The sequence below is a fragment of the Bacillus cereus group sp. N14 genome, from assembly GCF_016483555.1.
Taxonomy (GTDB): domain Bacteria; phylum Bacillota; class Bacilli; order Bacillales; family Bacillaceae_G; genus Bacillus_A; species Bacillus_A wiedmannii.
Genome location: NZ_JAEHBQ010000010.1, coordinates 100,338 through 121,023, shown reverse-complemented (window position 1 = coordinate 121,023; position 20,686 = coordinate 100,338). Strand labels below are relative to the sequence as shown.

Sequence of the window (20,686 nt, the reverse complement as noted above, 5' to 3'; positions counted from 1 at the left end):
AGATCGCATACGGTCTTAAGGTTTTTTTCATAAATAGGAAGTATTATTGATACAATAATAGTAAAAGGATGGACAACATATGATTACGTTTGAGAAAGTTACTGTAGAAAATGAAAGCGTTGTTAAAGAAATGTTTAAATCGCATAGTTTAGGTGAGAAAAAGGTAAAGTACTGTGTGAAAGTTGATGATACATATATTGGTGTAATAGATTATAGTGTTCAAGAGGAACGAGCTGTTTTATCACAGCTAATTATTCATTTTGATTACCAAGGTTACGGTTATGGTGCAAATACGTATTTTACATTTGAAGAAATGATGAAACAAAGAAATGTGAAAGAAATAAAAGTGCTACAAGAGGAATTAACAGAAAAGGCGAAGTCTTTCATAGAGAGTTTTGGTTTTACTTCAGAAGATGAAGAGTATGTAAAGAAAATATAACGATGATTACTTATGCGATAAAATAAATATAAGGCAGGTGGATGTATGACGATGACTTCTGGTCTTGTATTAATTGGAGGGTGCTTTATAGTAGCAGAATTATGTCATATACTCATTCGGAAAAGAATGAGTAAGAAAAAAAAGCCGTATGAATTACAATACGTCCCTGTCTTTTTCATTATGTTTTGTATGCTAAGTACATTACAAAATCTAATGAACTTTCCACCACTTGTGAATGTTTTTTTAAAGTTCGGTTTACTTTATAGTGGTGCTGGAATAACACTTTTATTTATTTTATTTTGCATACGTTATGTTCACTATCAATCGTATATATTTATTTTAAATTGGTTAAAGCAAGATGATAGAAACCGCCTTACATAAGGCGGTTTTTTTATTTGTAATTGTAACAGAACTTGTACATTTCACATAAAATAGGACGAGTAGCAATGCAAACATATTACAAGAAAGGGGCGGGCAATAAAATGAAACTTGTTATAGACGCAGGGCACGGTGGATATGATTCTGGTGCTGTTGGTAATGGTTTAGTAGAAAAAAACTTAACACTTCAAATTGCTAGACGCGTTCGAGACATTTTAACGGTAAATTACCCAATTACAATTAAAATGACACGTGATAGTGATGTGTTTATTTCTTTATCGGAACGTGCTAATATTGCCAATGCTTTTGGTGCGGATTATTTTATTTCATTTCATATTAATAGCGGCGGGGGTACAGGTTTTGAAAGCTATATTTATAATGCGTTATCCAACAGCAGCACTGCATATGCAAAGCAACAAAAGATGCATACAGCAGTAAATCCTGTATTAACAAAATACGGTCTTCGTGATCGAGGAGCAAAAAAAGAAAATTATGCGGTATTAAGAGAAACCGCAATGGATGCAATTTTAACTGAGACTGCCTTTATTGATACAACGTTTGATGCAAATTTATTAAAAAATCCACAATTTATTGAAGATCTAAGTCAAGCGTATGCGAATGGAATAGCGGCTATTTTTGGAGTAGCTCCAAATCCACAACCTCCTAACCCACAACCGACACCTCAAACGAAGGGAATCGCTTATATCCTTGGGAAAAATGTAAATTTAAGAAATGGTCCATCAACTTCTTCCTCAGTTATTCGTCAATTAAATTCTCCAGAATCTTACGTTGTATATCAGGAAAGTAACGGATGGTTAGATTTGGGGAATGGACAATGGGTGTATAATGATCCTTCTTACATTAATTTTGTAAAGACAAGTAATAGTGATGGAAGTCCGATTGGGGTTGCATATATACAAGGGATGAATGTAAATTTAAGAAGTGGTCCATCAACTACATCTGCAGTTATCCGCCAATTAAATTCTCCAGAATCTTATTTAGTATATATAAATGAAAATGGTTGGTTAAACCTTGGTGGAAATCAGTGGGTATATAATGATCCATCGTATATTAAGTATACTCAATATTAGGAATTAAAATGATAATGCAATATGGATGCGTATCTTTGTTATGTATAACAAGGGTACGCATTTTAATAACAACATTTATTTTCATACTTATGCACTATGTTTTAAAAAGAAACATTAGAAAAGCGGATAGAATCTAAATAGTATATATTAAAAAAGTTTTCTGATATACATTGACAATATATGTAGGATACATTAATCTTTAATTGTTAATGATAATCGATTTCATCTAGGGAGGACATATGATACATACTAAAAAACTAATTATGTTCTGCATTATGATACTCATGGTTTTAATTGCAGGATGTAGTAAAGAAGAGAAAAAGGAAAATGATATATCAGCGAAAGCAAAAGATTCATATACGGTAAAGCATGCAATGGGCGAAACGACAGTAAATGGTACACCAAAAAGAGTTGTTGTTTTAACGAATGAGGGTGCTGAGGCACTTTTAACTGTTGGAGTAACGCCAGTTGGAACGACAAAACCACGAGCTGGGGATGAATGGTATCCTCATTTAGCGAATGAGTTAAAAGATACGAAAGTAGTAGGAACTGAGCGTGACATTAATTTAGAGGCAGTAATGAAGCTTCAGCCGGATTTAATTATTGGTAATAAAATGCGTCACGAAAAAATATACGAGCAGTTAAAAGAAATCGCGCCAACAGTATATGCTGAAACATTGCGCGGTGATTGGAAAGAAAACTTTACGCTTTATACAAAAGCTGTAAATAAAGAAAAAGAAGGGCAAAATGCTCTTAATGATTATAAAAAGCGTATTGCAGGAATAAAAGAACAATTAGGTGATAAAATTAACTCTAAAGTTTCAATTATTCGCTTCGTCCCAGGTGATGTTCGTATTTATCAAAAAAATTCATTCTCAGGCGTTGTATTAAATGATATTGGATTTAAACGACCACCACTACAAGATAAAGATGAATTTGCGATAAAAGGAATTACAAAAGAACAAATTCCAAATATGGACGGGGACTACTTATTCTATTTCACATCTGATAAAGATGCGGATAAGAATAATGAAGGAAACACGTTAGCGAAAGAATGGACAGAAGACCCGCTCTTTAAGCAGTTACAGGCTTCTAAAGATAATAAAGTATTCGAAGTAGATGAAGTGATTTGGAATACAGCAGGTGGTATTGTAGCTGCAAACCTTATGTTAGATGATATTGAAAAATATTTTCTAAAGTAAATGAATGGTCGAGTACATCACTTTAAATGGGTGATGTACTTTTTTATTTGTGAAAATACAGAAAATTCCTTCTTTTGAGTGTGGATAAGTTGTACAATTAAACCAATTATGGAATAAAGGAGTGGGAATGAATGAAAGCTACTCATAAAGATTGGATTTTGTTTAACGGAAGAATTGTAAATACGAAGGAAGAACAGCCGATGATTCCATTAGAGGAGAGAGGCTTTCAATTTGGTGATGGTATATACGAGGTATTTAGACTATATGATGGGAAGCCACATTTATTAGATTTACATTTAGAACGATTCTTTAATTCTATGGAAGAAATAAAACTAATTCCACCGTTTACTAAGGAAGAGTTAGTGGAAGAGTTGCATCAAATGATTGAAAAAAATCGATTTCAAGAAGACGGGAATGTATATTTGCAAATATCAAGAGGTGCTCAAGCACGTAATCATGTATATGAGTCAAATATGCAACCAACATATTTTGCAAATATTGTTTCATTTCCAAGACCAATTGCTGCTATGGAACGAGGAATAAAAGTTACTGTAGAAGAGGATATACGGTGGAAGTTCTGTCATATAAAATCTTTAAATCTGCTCCCTAATATTATGATTAAAAATAAAATAAACGAACAAGGCTATCAAGAAGCGATATTAGTACGAGATGGAATTGTAACTGAAGGGTGTCATTCGAATTTCTTTATGGTGAAAAATAATAGATTGATTACACATCCTACTGATAATTTCATTCTACACGGCATTACACGTCACTACGTTATTACATTAGCGAAAGAGTTACATATTGAAGTAGAAGAACGAGAATTTTCGCTACAAGAAGTATATGAGGCTGAGGAGTGTTTCTTTACAGCGACACCACTTGAAATATTCCCAGTCGTTCAAATTGGTGATGAACAGTTTGGAACCGGCGAAAGAGGACCAATTACAAAAAAACTCCAAGTTGCGTATGAAGAAAGTATTAGTTTGTTTAAAGTTACGAATTAATATTGAGGAAAAAAGCTGGTACTCCCCCAGCTTTTTTTCATGATATAATTCAAGCATAGGACAAGTTTTGAAAACGCTGTAAAAAGGGGATTTAATGTATGAATTATGAAGATTTTAAAGAAGTAATTCACGGTAGAAGAAGTGTTAGAAAGTTTACAGAACAAGAAGTATCCACTAGTGATATAAAAGAAATTATTGATTGTGCTCGTTATGCACCGAGTGATACGAACTCACAAACGTGGGAATTCTTGGTCATTATGAACCGAGAGAAAATTAAAGAAATTGAACAAATGACATGGGATGCATTACATAAACTTGCGGCAAAAGCGGCAGAAAACGGAGAAGAGAAAGCAGGGAAATTACTTACACGTTCTTTCGGACCATATGCAACAGCTTTCTCGGAGGCGCCAGTATTAATCGTATGTTTGGCCACGCCATATGAATCAAAGTTTCGTGAAAAGATTTTTGATCCAATTGCTTTTGTTCCAGATTCAGTTTGGGAAGAAGAAGGAATTAAGAGTAGCTGTTTAGCGGCACAAAACTTAATGTTGGCTGCACATGCGAAGGGGCTTGGTACTTGCCCGATGACAGGACCGGTATTGTTAGCTCAAGATGAACTACGACAATATTTACAAATTGAGCCTGAAAAACAAATAAATATGGTTATTTCACTCGGTTTTCCAAAAGATAAGCCTAAGAAACTTCCAAGAAAAGAAGTAGATGAGATTACAACATTTGTTTTTTAAAGCCTAAAATAAAAAGACATTGAATGAACAATGTCTTTTTATTTTGGACAGGTATGTAATTCATCTGTTGGGCTAAAATGATAGAGAAGAGGGAATTACTATTTATTTCATAAAAAAAATTAATGTTCTATTAAGGAAAATATGATACATTAATCGTGAGCAAGATTCTATTTGTTCATGAAAGTTTTAAAATTAGTTTTAAAATTTAAAAGTTATTTTTGTATAATAAATTATAATGAAATGACAGGGGGGATGAATTTTGAAAAAATTCATAATCACTGGATTGTCTGTATTGTTATTAGCCGGTTGCGGTGCTCCGCAGGAAAAAGAGGATGCGCAATCAAAGCAGGAAGAAAAAGTTGTAAATGCAAGTAATGAGAATATAGTTGTATTTCCTGAAGGAGCAGTGCCAGTTGGAGAAGGAAAAGTAAAAGTCATTACACCAGACGGTACTTCTGAAAATGGTAATATACCGGCTGTATTCATCAAAAAGGATACTTTAATTCAGCAAGTTGAATTAGAGCTTTCTAATTTTCAAAACGATAAAGAAACATTTATATTTGTAGATCAAGTATATGCAGATAAACATCAAGTCACTAGTACAACACAGACAACAGTACAATTAAAAGAAAAAACGCTTGAGACAGGTAATCATACGGTTACTGCAGTTCAGTATGAAAACAATGACCCGAAAGGAAAGGTTATTAGTTTTAATCAAGCAACATTTGAGACAAAGCCTGCGTCTTAAGAAGAATAAAAAGTACATTACTCAAAAAAGTAGTGTGCTTTTTTATTTGGACTAGAGTGTGCAAGAGTGAATAACTTGTTTCGTTTTCTAATACGATTAAATAGGAAGAAATCACTTGTTACTACTATGACAGAGAAAGAGGTTGAAGATGTGAATCGGTGTATTCGTATCGTCTTGATTAGTATAATGATGGCAGTAATTTGGTTTACGATACAAGAGGTGATTCAAATTACGTTTAATTACCAAATTCATGACTTAGTAATAGGATCTAGTTGTTTTACCATTGTGTATCTATTATATCCCGCATTAATGGGCAGTAAGACCTCGCCTTAAACTCGGTATATGTGAGGAGATTAGGTGGGAGATCAACTGTCCGATTGGTTTAACTAATAATCATTGGAGATGAACAAACTCTCCAATGATTAAAGTTTCACTTTATGATAAACTCGAATTAAGGTAAGTTTTACAAGAAAAATGTAGGTATTTCATTTGAAATGTCGAATAGTACATACGATGTCGTAATAACAAATTTTCTATTGTTTACTGTGAAACAGAAGAAGGAGAGATAGTAGTTATGAAACGAGCTCTTATTAATATTGATTATACATATGATTTTGTAGCGGAAAAAGGTGCTTTAACTTGCGGAAAACCAGGTCAAGAAATTGAGAAGGAAATTGTACATATAACGACGCAATATATTGAAAATGGAGATTACGTTGTCTTTGCGATTGATAAACATGAAAAAAATGATGTATATCATCCAGAATCAAAATTATTCCCACCCCATAATATAGCTGGTACAAGTGGAAGAGATTTGTTTGGGGAATTACAAGATGTATACGAAACATATAAAAATGCTGAAAATGTATATTACATGGATAAAACACGATATAGTGCATTTGCAGGAACCGACTTAGAAATGAAGTTAAGAGAAAGAGGAATAGAAGAAGTTCATCTTGTAGGTGTTTGTACTGATATTTGTGTTCTTCACACAGCAGTAGACGCTTATAATAAAGGATTTAAAATTGTTGTTTATGAAAAGGCAGTTGCATCTTTTAATGCGCAAGGGCATGAATTTGCACTTGGACATTTTAAATCTTGTTTACATGCAGAAGTGAAATGAAAAAGAGGCCTTTAAAAAGGTCTCTTTTTTGCGTTTAAACTGAGAGGACATTTTGTTCAATTAATTTTTTTATGAATGGGCTAATATTTTGTGGTAGCTCATTTAAATTAAAAAATTGTACATGTAATGATTCGACTCCATCAGCTTTTAGCAAGCCACCTGTAATATCTTTGCAAAGGTAAGCGATTGTTATAGGGTAAAATTCATCTCCGTTCGGTAATTTCACAAAAAATTCTTTTCCGGAAAATACGCTTATTTACTGTAAAGAGCCTATTTCAATCCCTGTTTCTTCAAGCACTTCCCGTCTTCCGGCTTCTTCCGTTGATTCATCAAGTTCAACAAATCCACTGGGAACACCCCAAACACCATTTCGCCTTTGTTGTAGTAATATTTGTCCTTGTTCATTGAAAACAGCTACAGCAACGCCAGCTAGATTGAGTGGTCTTGATCCAATAACTTCTCTTAGTTCTTCGATATAGCCCATTGTGAGTTAACCTCCGCGAGTCAAAATATTTTCAAATGAACAATTCGGCGTTGTGTTAATATTCCCCTTTTTGTTTAGGTAAGTATTGAGGTCTTAACATAAAGTCATTTATAAAAAATTCTATTGTTATCTCCCTTTAGATAATAAAAAAGGGTATATTTATAGAAGAAAGTGTAACAAGTTTTAAGGAAATCAAAAGGTATGACAATAAATTAGTTTTTCATGAAATTTTCATTAGTTAAGGGTGTGGATGGATGAGTTTATTAACGTATACTGAAGAATTTTTTAATTATGTAAGAGAGTTTTTACTTTTAAGATTTTTACTATTTGCTTTAGTACTAATCATTATCTCTTTTGTAATTAACCGCATTATTGATTGGTTTTTTAGGAAATCAAGCTTTTTTGATGAAGAGGTAGAGCAAACAATTCAAAGTGTGATTCGATCTATTTTTAGATATATCATCATCATCAGTCTAATCATATATTTAATTAGCCAATTTGTAGATATAAAAAGTATCATTGCAGGTGCAGGGATAGCGGGTGTTGTTATCGGTTTTGCTGCACAACAGATGTTAAAAGATGTTATATTAGGCTTTGCGAGATTAGCGGACAAAGAGTTTCGTGTTGGCGATTTTGTTACTTTTAACGGAACAAATTCAGGAACGATTGAGGAAATTAGTATTCGTTTTATGCAAATTCGTGAATGGTCAGGAAAACTTCTTACGATACCACACGGAGAGATTAGGACGATACAAAATTTTAATAAAGGATGGATGCGCGTAATTGAACGGATTACGGTAAGTTATCAGGAAGATCCTATAAGAGTTAAGGAATTGTTAGAAGAAGTTTGTGTTAATTGTAATGAAAAATTGGCTTCGAGTCTTTATAAAGTAGAGGATGAAGCTGTTGAACCGTTTAAATATGTTGGTGTCACAGATTTAAACCCGAATCTTAAATATGTTGGATATGAATTTTGTATTACAGGTTTAATAAAGCCAGAAGATTATTTTGAAACTTCTAGACAAGTAAGGTTTGAATTAATGTCTATGTTCCATAAGAATCAAGTGCAAATGCCAGCAGCAAATATGGTCGTTACTACTGAAAGTTTACAGCATAACCATGGTGGACAATCTTTATCGGACAGCTAAAGAAGAACAAGAACAGTTTGTTAACAAAATTCTGTTTTTAATATTGGATAGAAAAACAATATTAAAATGATTAATTTAAAGAAAGAACTGAAGGAATTCGGTTCTTTCTTTATTTGTAGAATTTAGAAATTTCTTAATGTTATAATGGTAGTTGGTGATGAAAATGAACTTTGAAGAAAAAGAGATGCATCGTTTAGAAGCATTAAAAGCAATTGCTGAATTATTAAATGAAGCAACAGACTTACAGGACATGTTAGAAAAAGTGTTACATACATTGTTACAAGTTATGAATTTACAAACAGGGTGGATATTCTTTATCGATGAAAGTGGAAAGCACCGTATGCTTGTAGATGAAAACTTACCACCGGCTCTTACATGGAAAGAGAAGAAGCCGATGTGTGAAGGAGATTGCTGGTGTGTAGAGCGTTTTGTGAATGGGAGATTAGAAAAAGCAACAAATATTATTGAATGTAAGCGGATAGAGGATGCGATTGAATGTAATTGGGGAGAGACCGAAGATGTTACGCATCATGCGACAATTCCCCTTAGGTCTGGATCGGAGAAGTTTGGTCTATTAAATGTGGCCTCACCTCAAAAAACACATTTTTCAGAGGAAGAATTAGCATTACTAGAATCAATTGCATTTCAAATAGGAACGACAATACAACGTATTCAGTTAGTAGAGAAAGAACGTAAATACGTAGTGGTAGCTGAAAGAAATCGACTTGCACGTGATTTACATGATTCAGTAAAACAATTGTTATTTTCTATTATGCTAACAGCAAAAGGTACTTTAAATATGACGCAAGATAGAGACTTGCAAGAGATGTTGAGCTATATTGGAGAATTATCACAGGAAGCATTACAAGAAATGACACTTTTAATTTGGCAATTAAGACCGGAAGGATTAGAGAAAGGTTTAGCAGAAGCAATTAAAAATTACGGAAAGTTGTTAGGGATTCAGGTGGAAGTTCGAATTGATGGTATGGTTTCAATTGGAGATGAAATAGAAGAAGTTTTATGGCGTATTAGTCAAGAAGCAATACATAATTGTAAAAAACATGCTTCATGTGAAAAGGTAAATATTCTTTTAAAAATAGAAAATAACCAGTTGTATTTTTACATAGAGGATAACGGAATAGGATTTATACAAGATCACGTAAGAGAGTCAGCGCTCGGTTTAAAAAGTATGAAGGAACGTATTCAGTTAATGAGGGGATCATTTCAAATAAAAACTGAGCTGAAAAAGGGTACAAAAATTGAAATTCAATTGCCGGTTTAAAGGGGAGAAAAAGATTGAAGATTAAATTACTACTAGTTGAGGATCATCATATCGTTCGAAGAGGACTTGTATTCTTTTTAAAAACGAGAGAAGAATTTGAAATAGTTGGGGAAGCAGAAAATGGTGAAGAGGCATTAACATTCATTCAAACGGAAAGACCAGATGTAGTATTGATGGATCTATCAATGCCGAAGATGGATGGTATAGAAGCAACAAAACGGATAAAACAATATGATGAAACAATAAAGATACTTATATTAAGCAGTTTTTCAGAGCAAGATTATGTTTTACCAGCACTGGAAGCTGGAGCAGATGGTTATCAATTAAAAGAAGTACAACCAGAGCAACTTGTTGCTTCTATCATTGCAGTACATGAAGGAAATGCGAATTTTCATCCGAAAGTAACACCAGCACTATTCGGACGGTCAGCAGTCAAGAAAGAAAAAGAAAACCCTTTTTCCATGTTAACGAAAAGAGAGCAAGAAGTACTTCGTGAAATTGCGAAAGGGCGAAGTAATAAAGAAATTGCAGCAGAGCTTCATATTACAGAACAGACTGTGAAAACACACGTTTCAAATGTTTTAGCTAAATTGGAAGTAGATGATCGTACGCAAGCTGCATTATATGCGGTGAAGCACGGGGGAAATAATAAGTATGAATAATTATGTCCCTTGTTACGACAGAATACATATGAGTATTTAAAATTTATCCCGCTATTTGCGGGCTTATAATTAGTGGTAGATGTACAATACTCTCACTGATTAAAGTTTCAATTTATAGTAGTGCTAAATAAAGGTTTTTCTTCTTTCTATAATTAGGTACAATAAAACTACGATGGAAGGGGAAGATATGCTATGCCAGGTACAAGAAGTGGGATTGGAAAAATTCAAGCTTCGTTAAACGGTTTATCACCGAAATTGCGAAGTATTGCCGAACATATATTGAAACATCCACAAGATGTTGTACATAAATCTATTACAGAATTAGCTGAAGTTACGAATAGTTCTGAAGCTACGATATTCCGCTTATGTAAGCATCTCGGTTTTCAAGGGTTTCAAGATTTAAAGATTACATTAGCTCGTGAAATTGTACATACTCCTATGCAAAATATTCATGAAGAAGTATCGGCAGAAGATAGTATGGTCACTGTTGCTAAAAAAGTTTTTCATTCGCATATTACAGGACTGCAAGATACATTGCATTTGTTAAATGATACAGCGCTAGAGCAAGCCGTAAAGGTATTGCAAGATGCAAGTCGTATTGAGTTTTATGGAAATGGTGGTTCTGGTATTATTGCGATGGATGCATATCATAAATTTATGAGAACGGGTATTTCTTGTATTGCTCATACAGATTCACATTTTCAAATTATGGGTGCGGGTTTACTTACTAAAGAAGCAGTGGTAATTGCAATTTCTCATTCTGGTAGCAATAAAGGGTTACTAGAAGCGTTAGAAGTAGCAAAAGCAAGGGGTGCTAGCATTATTGCAATTACGAGCTATCAGAAATCAGCATTAAGTCAACTTGCTGATATTACATTATATACTTCAACACGTGAGACGGAATTCCGCACAGAAGCAAGTTCATCAAGATTAGCACAGTTAAGTTTATTAGATACTTTGTACGTTGGGTTATCGTTACAACGCCAAGAAGAAACATTGCAAAATTTACAAAGTATACGCGAAACAATTTCGATGAAACGAATATAAAAAGTCCTTCAATTGAAGGGCTTTTTATATTGGTCAATAGTTTGATGATATATAATCTAGGTTTACTCGTTATAATTTTTTTTGAAAATATGATGATAATAATTTCCTATATTAAAAAATTTTTATTTATTACTCCGCATCTTGAATTCTAATAAACGATACATAGATGAAATCTCAGTTTTCCCTTCAAATATAGTAAGAAAACATTTGGTTAATAATTCAAATATTGTTCAATATTTAACAATAAGCTTTTAAAATTACATGTTATGATGAACGTGTAATGATGATTGAACATTTAAATTTGGCATAATGATTAGCCAAATCAGTGAAGACAGAAGTTTTGAGATGTACTCATTAAAATTCTAAAACACTAAAGGGGAGATCACATATGAAAGCAGTAGTAGTTAATAAAAATAGTAAAGCAAACATTGAAGTTATTGAAAAGGAATTACGTCCGTTACACTCAGGTGAAGCGCTTGTAGATGTAGAGTATTGTGGAGTTTGTCATACTGATTTACACGTTGCAAATCATGATTTTGGAAACACAGATGGCCGTATTCTTGGTCATGAGGGTGTAGGTATTGTTACGAAAATTGCTGATGATGTTACTTCACTAAAGATAGGTGATCGTGTAAGTATTGCATGGATGTTCCAATCTTGTGGACGTTGTGAATATTGCATAACTGGTAGAGAAACATTTTGCCGTGAAGTTAAGAATGCTGGTTATTCAGTCGATGGTGGTATGGCAGAACAATGTATTGTTACAGCTGACTATGCTGTGAAAGTACCAGAAGGATTAGATCCTGCTCAAGCATCATCTATCACATGTGCGGGCGTAACTACATATAAAGCAATAAAAGTATCACATATTAAACCTGGTCAACCTATCGTCATCTATGGTTGTGGTGGATTAGGTAACCTAGCTATCCAATATGCTAAAAACGTATTTGGTGCAAAGGTAATTGCAGTAGATATTAATGACGATAAATTAGCGTTAGCAAAAGAGGTTGGTGCGGATATGACTATCAATCCAATTTCTCAAGGTCCTGCTGATAAGATTGTTCAAGACGAGTTTGGTGGTGCTTATGCTGCTGTAGTAACAGCCGTTTCTAAAGTAGCATTCAATTCAGCAGTTGATGCAGTACGTGCTTGTGGTAAAGTCGTTGCAGTAGGTTTACCAGTAGAAACTATGGATTTAAACATTCCGCGACTTGTACTAGATGGAATTGAAGTAGTTGGTTCTCTAGTTGGTACTCGTAAAGACTTAGAGGAGGCGTTCATGTTCGGTGCAGAAGGAAAAGTAGTGCCGGTTGTTCAAACTTGTTCTCTAGATAAAGTACAAAATGTATTCGAAGAAATGGAACAAGGTAGAATTCAAGGACGTATGGTAATCGATTTTAAACAGCATAATTGTGATTGCAAATAATTCATTTTAAATATAAAAAGCATGAGTCTAGCTAAAGACATGTAAAAAAGTTAGACAGCAGAAAGAAGATGATCCCTGCATTCAACAGGAATCATCTTCTTTGCATTCCACTACTATCAATGTCGACTAACGAGAAAGGATTAAAGGTTCACTTTATCTACAAACGAAAAAGAATCTTTACTTTTAACAAATTTTTTATGATTTGGAACGGTTTGAATTGCTACAACTTGCGAATCTCTTGCTTTCAGTGCATCTTGAATCCCGATTGTCATAAGCTTAATAAATAGAATCGTAATAAAGAATGAAACGAGAGTATAAAAAATAATCCACCATGAAAGATTCATTTCATTACGATTTAATCCAATAAGGCCTGCCCAATCATTCGATAGAGAAACAGGTTTGAGTACTCCGTCATAGAGTTCACGCATTTGTATCCCACCAATTACAATATCAAGCAACGCTAAATGGATAACGAGTATGAGAGTTTGGACGATATGTTCCATAAATAACACAAATAAGCGGTCAAGTAATAAGACTCGTAAGTGTTTTTTGATAATATGAAAACGGCTAGCACCCAATAATTGTGAACTTAAAATATAATCTTGTTTCATAAATTCATCAACCTCTGAGGATATATATAAAGAAAGTGTAGGCAGAGCGACGAAAATAAGTACGAGTACTTGATAAAACGCAAATGAAATATTTGGATCTAATCTATCAGCATTTGATATGATTACAATATTAACGGGCGTGATGAGTATAAATGCGATAAATAAAGTAGGAATATAGTAAAAAACTTCTGAGCATGCCTGGAAAAATCTCTTGAATTTTGGAGCATATAAACTTAAGAGGATTCCTATACATGTTCCGAATAAAATTCGAAAGAAGCTAATTGCCACAGCTAATAAGATAGTGAATTTTGCTCCTTCTATAATTTGTAAGAAAACAGACTCTCCAAAACGATCAGATCCAAAAGGTGGTATTAACGATGGTGGAAAGGGAGCCTTTCCAAGTAATTCGTTATTGTCATTGTAAAGTAACTGAGGAGGTTTTGGGATGTTATCTTTAAAGAACCAACTATAAATAAAACTAGCTGAAACAAGTATGAATAAATAAGTAAAGCCGATTAAAAAGCGTTTTGATTTCCAAATAGATTTCATAAAGCTACTCCTTTCAATTGTTTTTGCCATCTATTCATCATGAGAGAGATTATTTGAAAAATGGTATAAAATGGTAAAATAATCATAACAAGTATAATAAATGCAGCGGGAGGTGAAATAAACGCCTTCTTAAATAAAAATTGAATAATACCTTGCATATTAAAAACAAATTCTAAAATGAATAAGTTAGAAAGTAAGAAAACAAAAATCGTTTTTAAATGGTAGAAGAAGTGGATAGATATATTTTTGAATAAATGAATGCGTAGTATATAACTTGATGAAAGACCTTTTCCATATGCAACCTCTACGTAATGTTTTCCATGTTCTTCTTGTATGTATAACACCATCATCCGAAACATTTGTAATGTAGGTAAGACCGCTAAAGATAAAATAGGGAGTAAATAAGCGCGATTTTCATTAAAAGAAATAATGGTGAAAGGAGCTTCCCCAAATTTCTTAAGTACCCAAATGAAAAATATTTGCAAACAAATCATCATCATCATATCAGGGACAGCTTCTAATATGAACACAATTCGGTTTATCCATTTTTTTATATAATCTTTTGCTAAAAAATAAAAAAATGCCATGCTAGATGAGATAAAGAGCGCAAGCAAAAAGGCCACAAATAATACAATAAACGAATATAGGTAAGGTTCTAAAACAGTTGGAAATAATGGTGTTGTTTTTAAATGACCAAACTTTGGGTCTGATCCTATAACCAACAATGATTCAGGTGAGAAAACCTGTTTTAACATAGTAACGATCTGGTTAAAAAAATAAATTGGTTGAAAGGTGAATCCTTGTTGAGTGATAAATAAATAAGGTAAATTTAATAATAGTAACAGTGATAAAAGAATTGATGAAAGCTTAATTGTGAATTGAGATATTTTATGTAACATTAAATCCCTCCGACATCTTTTTACAACATTATACAATAAAGTCTAAAATATTGTTTTATTTTTCTGAAAAATATAAATGTTATTAGGTTTTATAGTATGGAACATATATTTACAAGTTAATAAAGTGATAGTAGGATCCGCACTCTAAGACTATTAAGATAAAAGGACGAGTGAACTTAATACAATAAAAACGAGCAAAGTGCACAAAACTTCCATTGCGGAGGTAGTTGCTGTACAACTCCTTTTTCATGCAAATGAGTAGAACGTAAGGAAGGACTATGTATGTGTTGTTAATGAAAGAAAAAGAGAGTGTGTTGCGTAACGAATATATCGCAACTTTACCGCGGGGAAAATCTAAATTTAGTATGTAAGTGAAATGGAATGAGGGGGATAAATTTTTTATTGCGAAAAAAATTTTCTTTTTAAAAATTGATTAATGAAAAAATATTTTATATACTAATTCATGTAAACGGTTTACTAGATCATATTTTGCTAGAAACGAAGGGAAGATTCGCATGGAAACAAGGGGGAGAGTAATCGGGATTGATATCGGTACCACAAGTACAAAAACGGTTGTGTTTACAGAAAAAGGAAAAGTCATTGCGTCACATGCAGTTGATTATCCAATTATTCAACCAAAGGTCGGATGGGCTGAGCAAGATCCTGATGTAATATGTGCTGCTGTATATAAAACTGTAAGCGTTGCCATCAGAAAGGGTAACGTGTTACCAGAGGATATTTCTTCAATCGGTATTAGTACAGCAATGCACGCATTAATTGCAGTAGATAAAAACGGTGCACCATTAACGTGTTCTATCATTTGGGCAGATAATAGAAGTACGAAACAATCGGAAAAATTATTACAACATATGAATGGGCATGACATTTATAGACGAACAGGCACACCAATTCATCCGATGTCGCCGCTTTCTAAATTATTGTGGATGAAAGAGGAAGAGCCAGAATTATATGCGAGCGCTTATAAATTTATTTCCATAAAAGAGTATGTTATTTATCAATTGTTTTCACGTTACGTAGTGGATTATTCAATAGCATCTGCTACTGGGTTATTTAATTTAGAAACATTAAACTGGGATGAAGATGTTTTAACGATGTTACATATGTCATCAGAACAATTATCAACACCTGTGCCAACTACATATATTTTATCGGGTATGAAACCTGAATTAGCACAAAAGATGGGCATTCGTGAAGATACTCCAGTTGTTATTGGTGCAAGTGATGGTGTTCTTGCGAATGTAGGCGTTGGGGCAATATCGCCTGGATCAGCTGCAATTACGATTGGAACAAGTGGTGCGGTTCGAACAATTTCATCAAGTGTTAATACAGATGAAAAAGGAAGAACGTTTTGTTATGCATTAACAGACGAGCACTGGGTGATAGGCGGACCAACGAATAACGGCGGAATATTACTGAGATGGTTACGTGATGAATTTGGTAGCCCAGAACAAGAAGTTGCAAGGAAGCTTGGCATTGATCCATATGATTTATTAATTAAATATGCGGAAAGTGTACCAGCTGGAGCAGGTGGATTGCTATTTTTACCGTTTCTATCTGGAGAACGTGCACCTTACTGGAATGCAAATGCGCGTGGTACATTCTTTGGAATAAACCTTCAGCATAAACGAGAACATTTTATACGAGCAGTCATGGAAGGTGTGTGTATGAGCGTATATTCTGTGGCACTCGCAATTAGGGATTGTACAGGTCCACTTACTGAAATACGCGTTTCAGGAGGGTTTGCGAAATCTGCATTTTGGAGACAAATGCTATCCGATATGATGGGAAAAGAATTGCTTGTTCCTGAAAGTCATGAAGCATCTGCGCTTGGGGCAGCGGCACTTGCTTTATATGCTGTAGGAAAAATTGATTCTCTTGAAGAGGTAAAGGATTGGATAGAAATTGTTCATCACCATGTACCGAATAAAGAAAATACGGCTATATATTTAGAAATGTTTTATATGTATGAACGACTTTACAATCGCTTGAAAGAAGAATTTGATTGTATAGCTGCTTTCCAACGTAAACAATAGGGGGATTGGGAGAAATGGTAGTTGGAATCGTACTAGCGGCAGTTGTCATACTACTTTTACTTATTACGGTAGTAAAGTGGCATCCATTTGTCGCGTTAATTTTAACAGCAATTGGTGTAGGGCTTGCAATGGGAATGCCATTGATTGGAACTTCACCAAAAGATCCAGGGATTATCGATTCTATTAAACTAGGTCTTGGTAATACGTTAGGGTTTTTAGCGATAGTTTTAGCATTAGGAACGATGCTTGGAAAAATGATGGCCGAATCTGGCGGTGCTGAACGAATTGCTAACACATTAATTGATCGTTTTGGGAAGAAACGTGTTCACTGGGCAATGATGTTCGTTGCATTTTTAGTAGGAATTCCTGTGTTTTTTCAAGTTGGATTTGTACTATTAATTCCATTAGTATTTACAATTGCGTTAGAAACTGGGGTATCACTTATTACAATCGGTATTCCATTAGTAGCAGGACTATCTGTTGTACACGGACTCGTTCCGCCGCATCCAGCAGCGATGGCAGCGGTAGGGATTTTTAAAGCAGATGTAGGGAAGACAATTTTATATGCATTAATTGTCGGACTTCCAACTGCAATCATTTCAGGTCCGCTTTACGGAAAATGGATCGGTGCTCGTATACATAAAGAAGTACCATTAGATATAGCGGAGCAATTTATTGAAAGAGATAAGAAGAAGGAACTTCCTAGTTTCGGAAATACATTGTTTACTATTTTACTTCCAGTATTTCTTATGCTAGGTGCATCGATAGCGGAAGTAGCGCTAAGCAAAACAAGTCAACTTGCACAAGTATTGCACTTTATTGGAGATCCAATAGTCGCATTATTAATTGCAACGATATATTCTTTCTTTAGTCTTGGTTATGCTAAAGGTTTCTCAAAAGATAAAGTATTACAAATTACAAATGATTGTTTAGGGCCAATTGCGAACATCCTGTTAGTTATTGGTGCAGGCGGTGCGTTTAATAAAGTATTATTAGATTCTGGAATTGGAACGACAATCGCAGAAATGGCGAAAGAATCTCATGTTTCACCGATATTATTAGGTTGGGGAATTGCGGCACTTATCCGAATCGCAACTGGATCGGCAACGGTTTCTATGATGACAGCAGCTGGAATTGTAGCACCGATTGCAGCAAGTACACCAGGTGTAAACGTTGAACTATTAGCACTTGCAACAGGTGCAGGATCATTAATTTTATCACATGTAAATGATTCTGGATTTTGGATGATTAAAGAGTATTTCGGAATGACTGTGAAGGAAACATTATTAACATGGACTGCAATGGAGACAATATTATCTGTTGTAGCACTTGGACTCATTTCGTTATTAAATATATTTGTATAGAATGGGAGATTGATTAATATGAAACTAGGTTTAATTGGATTAGGAAAAATGGGATTCCCATTAGCGGAACATTTATATGAAGACAAACATGAAGTTGTTGTATATGACGTAAATAAAGAGCTTGTTGAAAAGGCTGGGGCTTTAGGAATTACTGCTCGTCATACATTAAAAGAAATGATTGCTGAATTAGAAGCCCCTCGTACAATTTGGGTAATGGTACCTGCGGGAGAAGTTGTTGAGTCAGTATTAAAAGATGTATATCCATTATTAGAAGAAGGCGATATCGTTATTGAAGGTGGAAATTCATTCTATAAAGATACGTTACGCCGTGCTGAAGAAGCGAAAAGCTTTGGTTTACATTACGTTGATATCGGTACATCAGGTGGTGTAGAAGGAGCTAGATACGGCGCTTGCTTAATGGTTGGTGGAGAAAAAGAAATTTACGATCAATTAGAACCTTTATTTAAAGATTTAGCAGTAGAAAATGGGTATTCTTATGCAGGCCGCGTCGGAAGTGGTCATTTCTTAAAAATGGTTCATAACGGTATTGAATACGGCATGATGCAAGCAATCGCTGAAGGATTTGAAGTGTTAGATAAAAGTGATTTTGATTTCAATTATGAAGATGTTGCAAAAGTATGGGCAAACGGATCGGTTATCCGCGGTTGGTTAATGGACTTAACTGAAAAGGCATTTGCAGATGATCCAAAACTAGATGGTATTAAAGGTGTGATGAACTCTTCAGGAGAAGGGAAATGGACTGTGGAAACAGCACTTGAACTTCAAGCGGCAGCACCAGTAATCGCAATGTCATTATTTATGCGCTACCGTTCTCAAGAAGATGATACATTCCACGGAAAAGTAGTTTCAGCTCTTCGTAATCAGTTCGGTGGACATGAAGTTGTGAAAAAATAGGAAATGATTTTCGAAAAGAAACTTGTGCAAAGGCGCAAGTTTCTTTTTTATAGTGTAAGACATCTCTACTTTAAAAACACCGTCAATCACTGTTTATTTGTACTGATTGTATCAAATATATAGTGAAGCATGAAAGATGTCCTAACATAAAAGTACGAATAAATAAAATGAAGTTTTCATAAATAGTAAAAGGATGATTATGTCATCAATGTAGCTATGAAATGGTGTTACATATGAAAAGAGCGTGTTAATAAAATATGAGGTGGTTAAATGGGAAATGAGCAAGTGAAGAATGCAGGGGAAGAAAAAAAGTTATGTCTTTGTATGATTGTTAAAAACGAGTCTAGAATTATGGAAAGATGTTTAAATGCTACAAAATCAATTGTAGATTTTGTTTCTATTTGTGATACGGGATCAACAGATCATACACCTGAAATTATTGAAAATTGGTGTAAAGAAAATGAAATCCCTGGAACAGTTCATCATGAACCATTTAAAAACTTTGGTTATAACAGAAGTTTAGCAGTGTCATTGGCACAAAAAACATATCCAGAAGCAGATTATTTATTAATATTAGATGCAGATATGATATTAGAAGTTGATCCCGAGTTTGATAAGACTAGTTTAACGGAAGACCATTATCTTACATTGCAATATGATATTCATATTAAGTATTGGCTCACACGCCTTTTAAAAGCTTCTTTACCATGGAAATCTGTCGGTGTTACTCATGAGTATTGGGATATAGATCGTTCCATAGTTGGTGCGAATTACAATACGAGAGTAGCAAGGTTAGAGACGCTTGTCGTTAACGACCCTGGGGATGGGGGGAGTAAAGCTGATAAATTTGAGAGAGATGAGAGATTGTTGTTAGAAGGGATTAATGATCCAGAAACAACGCCTGATTTGCATATAAGATATTTATTTTATTTAGCCCAAACTTATTTTCATTTAAGTCAATTTGAAGATTCAATTAAATGGTATAAAAAAAGAGTGGAAGCAGGGGGATGGGTTGAAGAAGTTTTCTATTCGTTATTGCGAATAGGATTTTGTTATGAACAATTAGCAAACCGTTCAGCAAATAAACAATATGAAGTAACAGAAGCTGATGAAATAGAAAATGCAAAGAATCAAGAAGAGCAAAATACAGCATTAGCTATTCTTTATTTTCAAAGAGCGTGGGAATATAGACCAACTCGGGCTGAACCATTATACCAACTTGCAAGAATGTATCGATTAAAATCTCAAAATAATATTGCTTTGATGTATGCCCTGCAAGGGAAGGAAATTCCTTTTCCGAAAAATGATCTTCTATTTGTAGATTATCATGTGTATGATTACTTATTTGACTATGAGATTTCTATAAGTGCTTTTTATATACCGCATAAAAAACATTTAGGTGCAGTATCACAAAAATATTTGGAATCGAAAAAAGAAGAGTTACCGTTGCATATAGCAAATATGGTAGAAAGTAATGCGAAATTTTATTAAATACATTTTCGGTTAAAGGA

General features: G+C 34.1%; 20 protein-coding genes and 1 pseudogene. 18 read left to right on the top strand and 3 right to left on the bottom strand.

Going from position 1 to position 20,686, the window contains the following annotated elements; all coding sequences use genetic code 11:
• Positions 1 to 79 precede the first annotated feature (79 nt).
• The 9 genes from JDS82_RS16095 to JDS82_RS16055 all read left to right on the top strand — a co-directional run bounded on the left by JDS82_RS16095 (position 80) and on the right by JDS82_RS16055 (position 6,734).
• The gene (locus JDS82_RS16095; protein ID WP_000627516.1) at positions 80 to 439 is read left to right on the top strand and encodes a GNAT family N-acetyltransferase; all 360 of its coding nucleotides are present in this window, start codon (positions 80 to 82) and stop codon (positions 437 to 439) included.
• A 51-nt stretch (positions 440 to 490) separates the two neighbouring features.
• Positions 491 to 820 (top strand): hypothetical protein, encoded by a 330-nt coding sequence (locus JDS82_RS16090; RefSeq protein WP_000200466.1) that lies wholly within the window; start codon positions 491 to 493, stop codon positions 818 to 820.
• Positions 821 to 921: 101 nt separating this feature from the next.
• A complete protein-coding gene (locus tag JDS82_RS16085; RefSeq protein ID WP_000779885.1) occupies positions 922 to 1,908 on the top strand; it encodes an N-acetylmuramoyl-L-alanine amidase in 987 nt (328 codons plus the stop codon).
• 239 nt (positions 1,909 to 2,147) lie between these two features.
• A complete protein-coding gene (locus JDS82_RS16080) occupies positions 2,148 to 3,110 on the top strand; it encodes an ABC transporter substrate-binding protein (protein WP_199713580.1) in 963 nt (320 codons plus the stop codon).
• 131 nt (positions 3,111 to 3,241) lie between these two features.
• Positions 3,242 to 4,117: a D-amino-acid transaminase gene (dat, locus tag JDS82_RS16075; protein WP_048566480.1), complete on the top strand. Its 876-nt coding sequence runs from the start codon at positions 3,242 to 3,244 to the stop codon at positions 4,115 to 4,117.
• Positions 4,118 to 4,215: 98 nt separating this feature from the next.
• A complete protein-coding gene (locus JDS82_RS16070) occupies positions 4,216 to 4,863 on the top strand; it encodes a nitroreductase family protein (RefSeq protein ID WP_001105300.1) in 648 nt (215 codons plus the stop codon).
• 259 nt (positions 4,864 to 5,122) lie between these two features.
• On the top strand, positions 5,123 to 5,611 hold the full coding sequence (locus tag JDS82_RS16065; RefSeq protein WP_000713484.1) for a putative periplasmic lipoprotein: 489 nt from the start codon (positions 5,123 to 5,125) through the stop codon (positions 5,609 to 5,611).
• A 126-nt stretch (positions 5,612 to 5,737) separates the two neighbouring features.
• Positions 5,738 to 5,944, top strand: a complete 207-nt coding sequence (locus JDS82_RS16060; RefSeq protein WP_199713600.1) for a hypothetical protein — start codon at positions 5,738 to 5,740, stop codon at positions 5,942 to 5,944.
• Positions 5,945 to 6,185: 241 nt separating this feature from the next.
• Positions 6,186 to 6,734, top strand: a complete 549-nt coding sequence (locus JDS82_RS16055) for a cysteine hydrolase family protein (protein ID WP_000816771.1) — start codon at positions 6,186 to 6,188, stop codon at positions 6,732 to 6,734.
• 34 nt (positions 6,735 to 6,768) lie between these two features.
• Here JDS82_RS16055 and JDS82_RS16050 read toward each other — a convergent pair.
• A pseudogene (locus JDS82_RS16050) lies at positions 6,769 to 7,218 on the bottom strand (NUDIX hydrolase).
• 254 nt (positions 7,219 to 7,472) lie between these two features.
• Between JDS82_RS16050 and JDS82_RS16045 the strand changes: the two are divergent.
• From JDS82_RS16045 to adhP, 5 genes are all read left to right on the top strand, one after another.
• Positions 7,473 to 8,366, top strand: a complete 894-nt coding sequence (locus tag JDS82_RS16045; protein ID WP_000055425.1) for a mechanosensitive ion channel family protein — start codon at positions 7,473 to 7,475, stop codon at positions 8,364 to 8,366.
• 163 nt (positions 8,367 to 8,529) lie between these two features.
• Complete coding sequence (locus JDS82_RS16040; RefSeq protein ID WP_048563128.1) at positions 8,530 to 9,648, top strand: GAF domain-containing sensor histidine kinase; 1,119 nt, start codon at positions 8,530 to 8,532, stop codon at positions 9,646 to 9,648.
• 14 nt (positions 9,649 to 9,662) lie between these two features.
• Positions 9,663 to 10,310, top strand: a complete 648-nt coding sequence (casR, locus tag JDS82_RS16035) for a two-component system response regulator CasR (RefSeq protein ID WP_000694651.1) — start codon at positions 9,663 to 9,665, stop codon at positions 10,308 to 10,310.
• A gap of 192 nt (positions 10,311 to 10,502) precedes the next feature.
• The gene (locus JDS82_RS16030; protein ID WP_048563126.1) at positions 10,503 to 11,357 is read left to right on the top strand and encodes a MurR/RpiR family transcriptional regulator; all 855 of its coding nucleotides are present in this window, start codon (positions 10,503 to 10,505) and stop codon (positions 11,355 to 11,357) included.
• A 388-nt stretch (positions 11,358 to 11,745) separates the two neighbouring features.
• On the top strand, positions 11,746 to 12,783 hold the full coding sequence (adhP, locus tag JDS82_RS16025) for an alcohol dehydrogenase AdhP (RefSeq protein WP_048563125.1): 1,038 nt from the start codon (positions 11,746 to 11,748) through the stop codon (positions 12,781 to 12,783).
• A gap of 140 nt (positions 12,784 to 12,923) precedes the next feature.
• Here adhP and JDS82_RS16020 read toward each other — a convergent pair whose 3' ends face one another.
• Together JDS82_RS16020 and JDS82_RS16015 are read right to left on the bottom strand one after the other, a co-directional pair.
• The gene (locus JDS82_RS16020; RefSeq protein ID WP_000836587.1) at positions 12,924 to 13,943 is read right to left on the bottom strand and encodes an ABC transporter permease; all 1,020 of its coding nucleotides are present in this window, start codon (positions 13,941 to 13,943) and stop codon (positions 12,924 to 12,926) included.
• Complete coding sequence (locus JDS82_RS16015) at positions 13,940 to 14,842, bottom strand: ABC transporter permease subunit (protein WP_000902495.1); 903 nt, start codon at positions 14,840 to 14,842, stop codon at positions 13,940 to 13,942. The genes JDS82_RS16020 and JDS82_RS16015 overlap by 4 nt, the downstream gene beginning before the upstream one ends.
• 515 nt (positions 14,843 to 15,357) lie before the next feature.
• Between JDS82_RS16015 and gntK the strand changes: the two genes are divergently transcribed.
• The 4 genes from gntK to JDS82_RS15995 all read left to right on the top strand — a co-directional run bounded on the left by gntK (position 15,358) and on the right by JDS82_RS15995 (position 20,666).
• On the top strand, positions 15,358 to 16,896 hold the full coding sequence (gene gntK / locus JDS82_RS16010; RefSeq protein WP_199713579.1) for a gluconokinase: 1,539 nt from the start codon (positions 15,358 to 15,360) through the stop codon (positions 16,894 to 16,896).
• Between the two features lie 14 nt (positions 16,897 to 16,910).
• Positions 16,911 to 18,260, top strand: coding sequence for a GntP family permease (locus JDS82_RS16005; RefSeq protein WP_199713578.1), 1,350 nt, complete (start codon positions 16,911 to 16,913; stop codon positions 18,258 to 18,260).
• 18 nt (positions 18,261 to 18,278) lie between these two features.
• A complete protein-coding gene (gene gnd / locus JDS82_RS16000) occupies positions 18,279 to 19,175 on the top strand; it encodes a phosphogluconate dehydrogenase (NAD(+)-dependent, decarboxylating) (RefSeq protein WP_000765992.1) in 897 nt (298 codons plus the stop codon).
• A 270-nt stretch (positions 19,176 to 19,445) separates the two neighbouring features.
• Complete coding sequence (locus JDS82_RS15995) at positions 19,446 to 20,666, top strand: tetratricopeptide repeat-containing glycosyltransferase (protein ID WP_199713577.1); 1,221 nt, start codon at positions 19,446 to 19,448, stop codon at positions 20,664 to 20,666.
• The last annotated feature ends 20 nt before the right edge of the window (positions 20,667 to 20,686 follow it).

Coding starts and splice junctions, on each gene's coding strand:
- JDS82_RS16095 (WP_000627516.1), top strand. CDS start 80: ATGATTACGTTTGAGAAAGTTACTGTAGAAAATGAAAGCGTTGTTAAA.
- JDS82_RS16090 (WP_000200466.1), top strand. CDS start 491: ATGACTTCTGGTCTTGTATTAATTGGAGGGTGCTTTATAGTAGCAGAA.
- JDS82_RS16085 (WP_000779885.1), top strand. CDS start 922: ATGAAACTTGTTATAGACGCAGGGCACGGTGGATATGATTCTGGTGCT.
- JDS82_RS16080 (WP_199713580.1), top strand. CDS start 2,148: ATGATACATACTAAAAAACTAATTATGTTCTGCATTATGATACTCATG.
- dat (WP_048566480.1), top strand. CDS start 3,242: ATGAAAGCTACTCATAAAGATTGGATTTTGTTTAACGGAAGAATTGTA.
- JDS82_RS16070 (WP_001105300.1), top strand. CDS start 4,216: ATGAATTATGAAGATTTTAAAGAAGTAATTCACGGTAGAAGAAGTGTT.
- JDS82_RS16060 (WP_199713600.1), top strand. CDS start 5,738: ATGACAGAGAAAGAGGTTGAAGATGTGAATCGGTGTATTCGTATCGTC.
- JDS82_RS16055 (WP_000816771.1), top strand. CDS start 6,186: ATGAAACGAGCTCTTATTAATATTGATTATACATATGATTTTGTAGCG.
- JDS82_RS16045 (WP_000055425.1), top strand. CDS start 7,473: ATGAGTTTATTAACGTATACTGAAGAATTTTTTAATTATGTAAGAGAG.
- JDS82_RS16040 (WP_048563128.1), top strand. CDS start 8,530: ATGAACTTTGAAGAAAAAGAGATGCATCGTTTAGAAGCATTAAAAGCA.
- JDS82_RS16030 (WP_048563126.1), top strand. CDS start 10,503: ATGCCAGGTACAAGAAGTGGGATTGGAAAAATTCAAGCTTCGTTAAAC.
- adhP (WP_048563125.1), top strand. CDS start 11,746: ATGAAAGCAGTAGTAGTTAATAAAAATAGTAAAGCAAACATTGAAGTT.
- JDS82_RS16020 (WP_000836587.1), bottom strand. CDS start 13,943: ATGAAATCTATTTGGAAATCAAAACGCTTTTTAATCGGCTTTACTTAT.
- JDS82_RS16015 (WP_000902495.1), bottom strand. CDS start 14,842: ATGTTACATAAAATATCTCAATTCACAATTAAGCTTTCATCAATTCTT.
- gntK (WP_199713579.1), top strand. CDS start 15,358: ATGGAAACAAGGGGGAGAGTAATCGGGATTGATATCGGTACCACAAGT.
- JDS82_RS16005 (WP_199713578.1), top strand. CDS start 16,911: ATGGTAGTTGGAATCGTACTAGCGGCAGTTGTCATACTACTTTTACTT.
- gnd (WP_000765992.1), top strand. CDS start 18,279: ATGAAACTAGGTTTAATTGGATTAGGAAAAATGGGATTCCCATTAGCG.
- JDS82_RS15995 (WP_199713577.1), top strand. CDS start 19,446: ATGGGAAATGAGCAAGTGAAGAATGCAGGGGAAGAAAAAAAGTTATGT.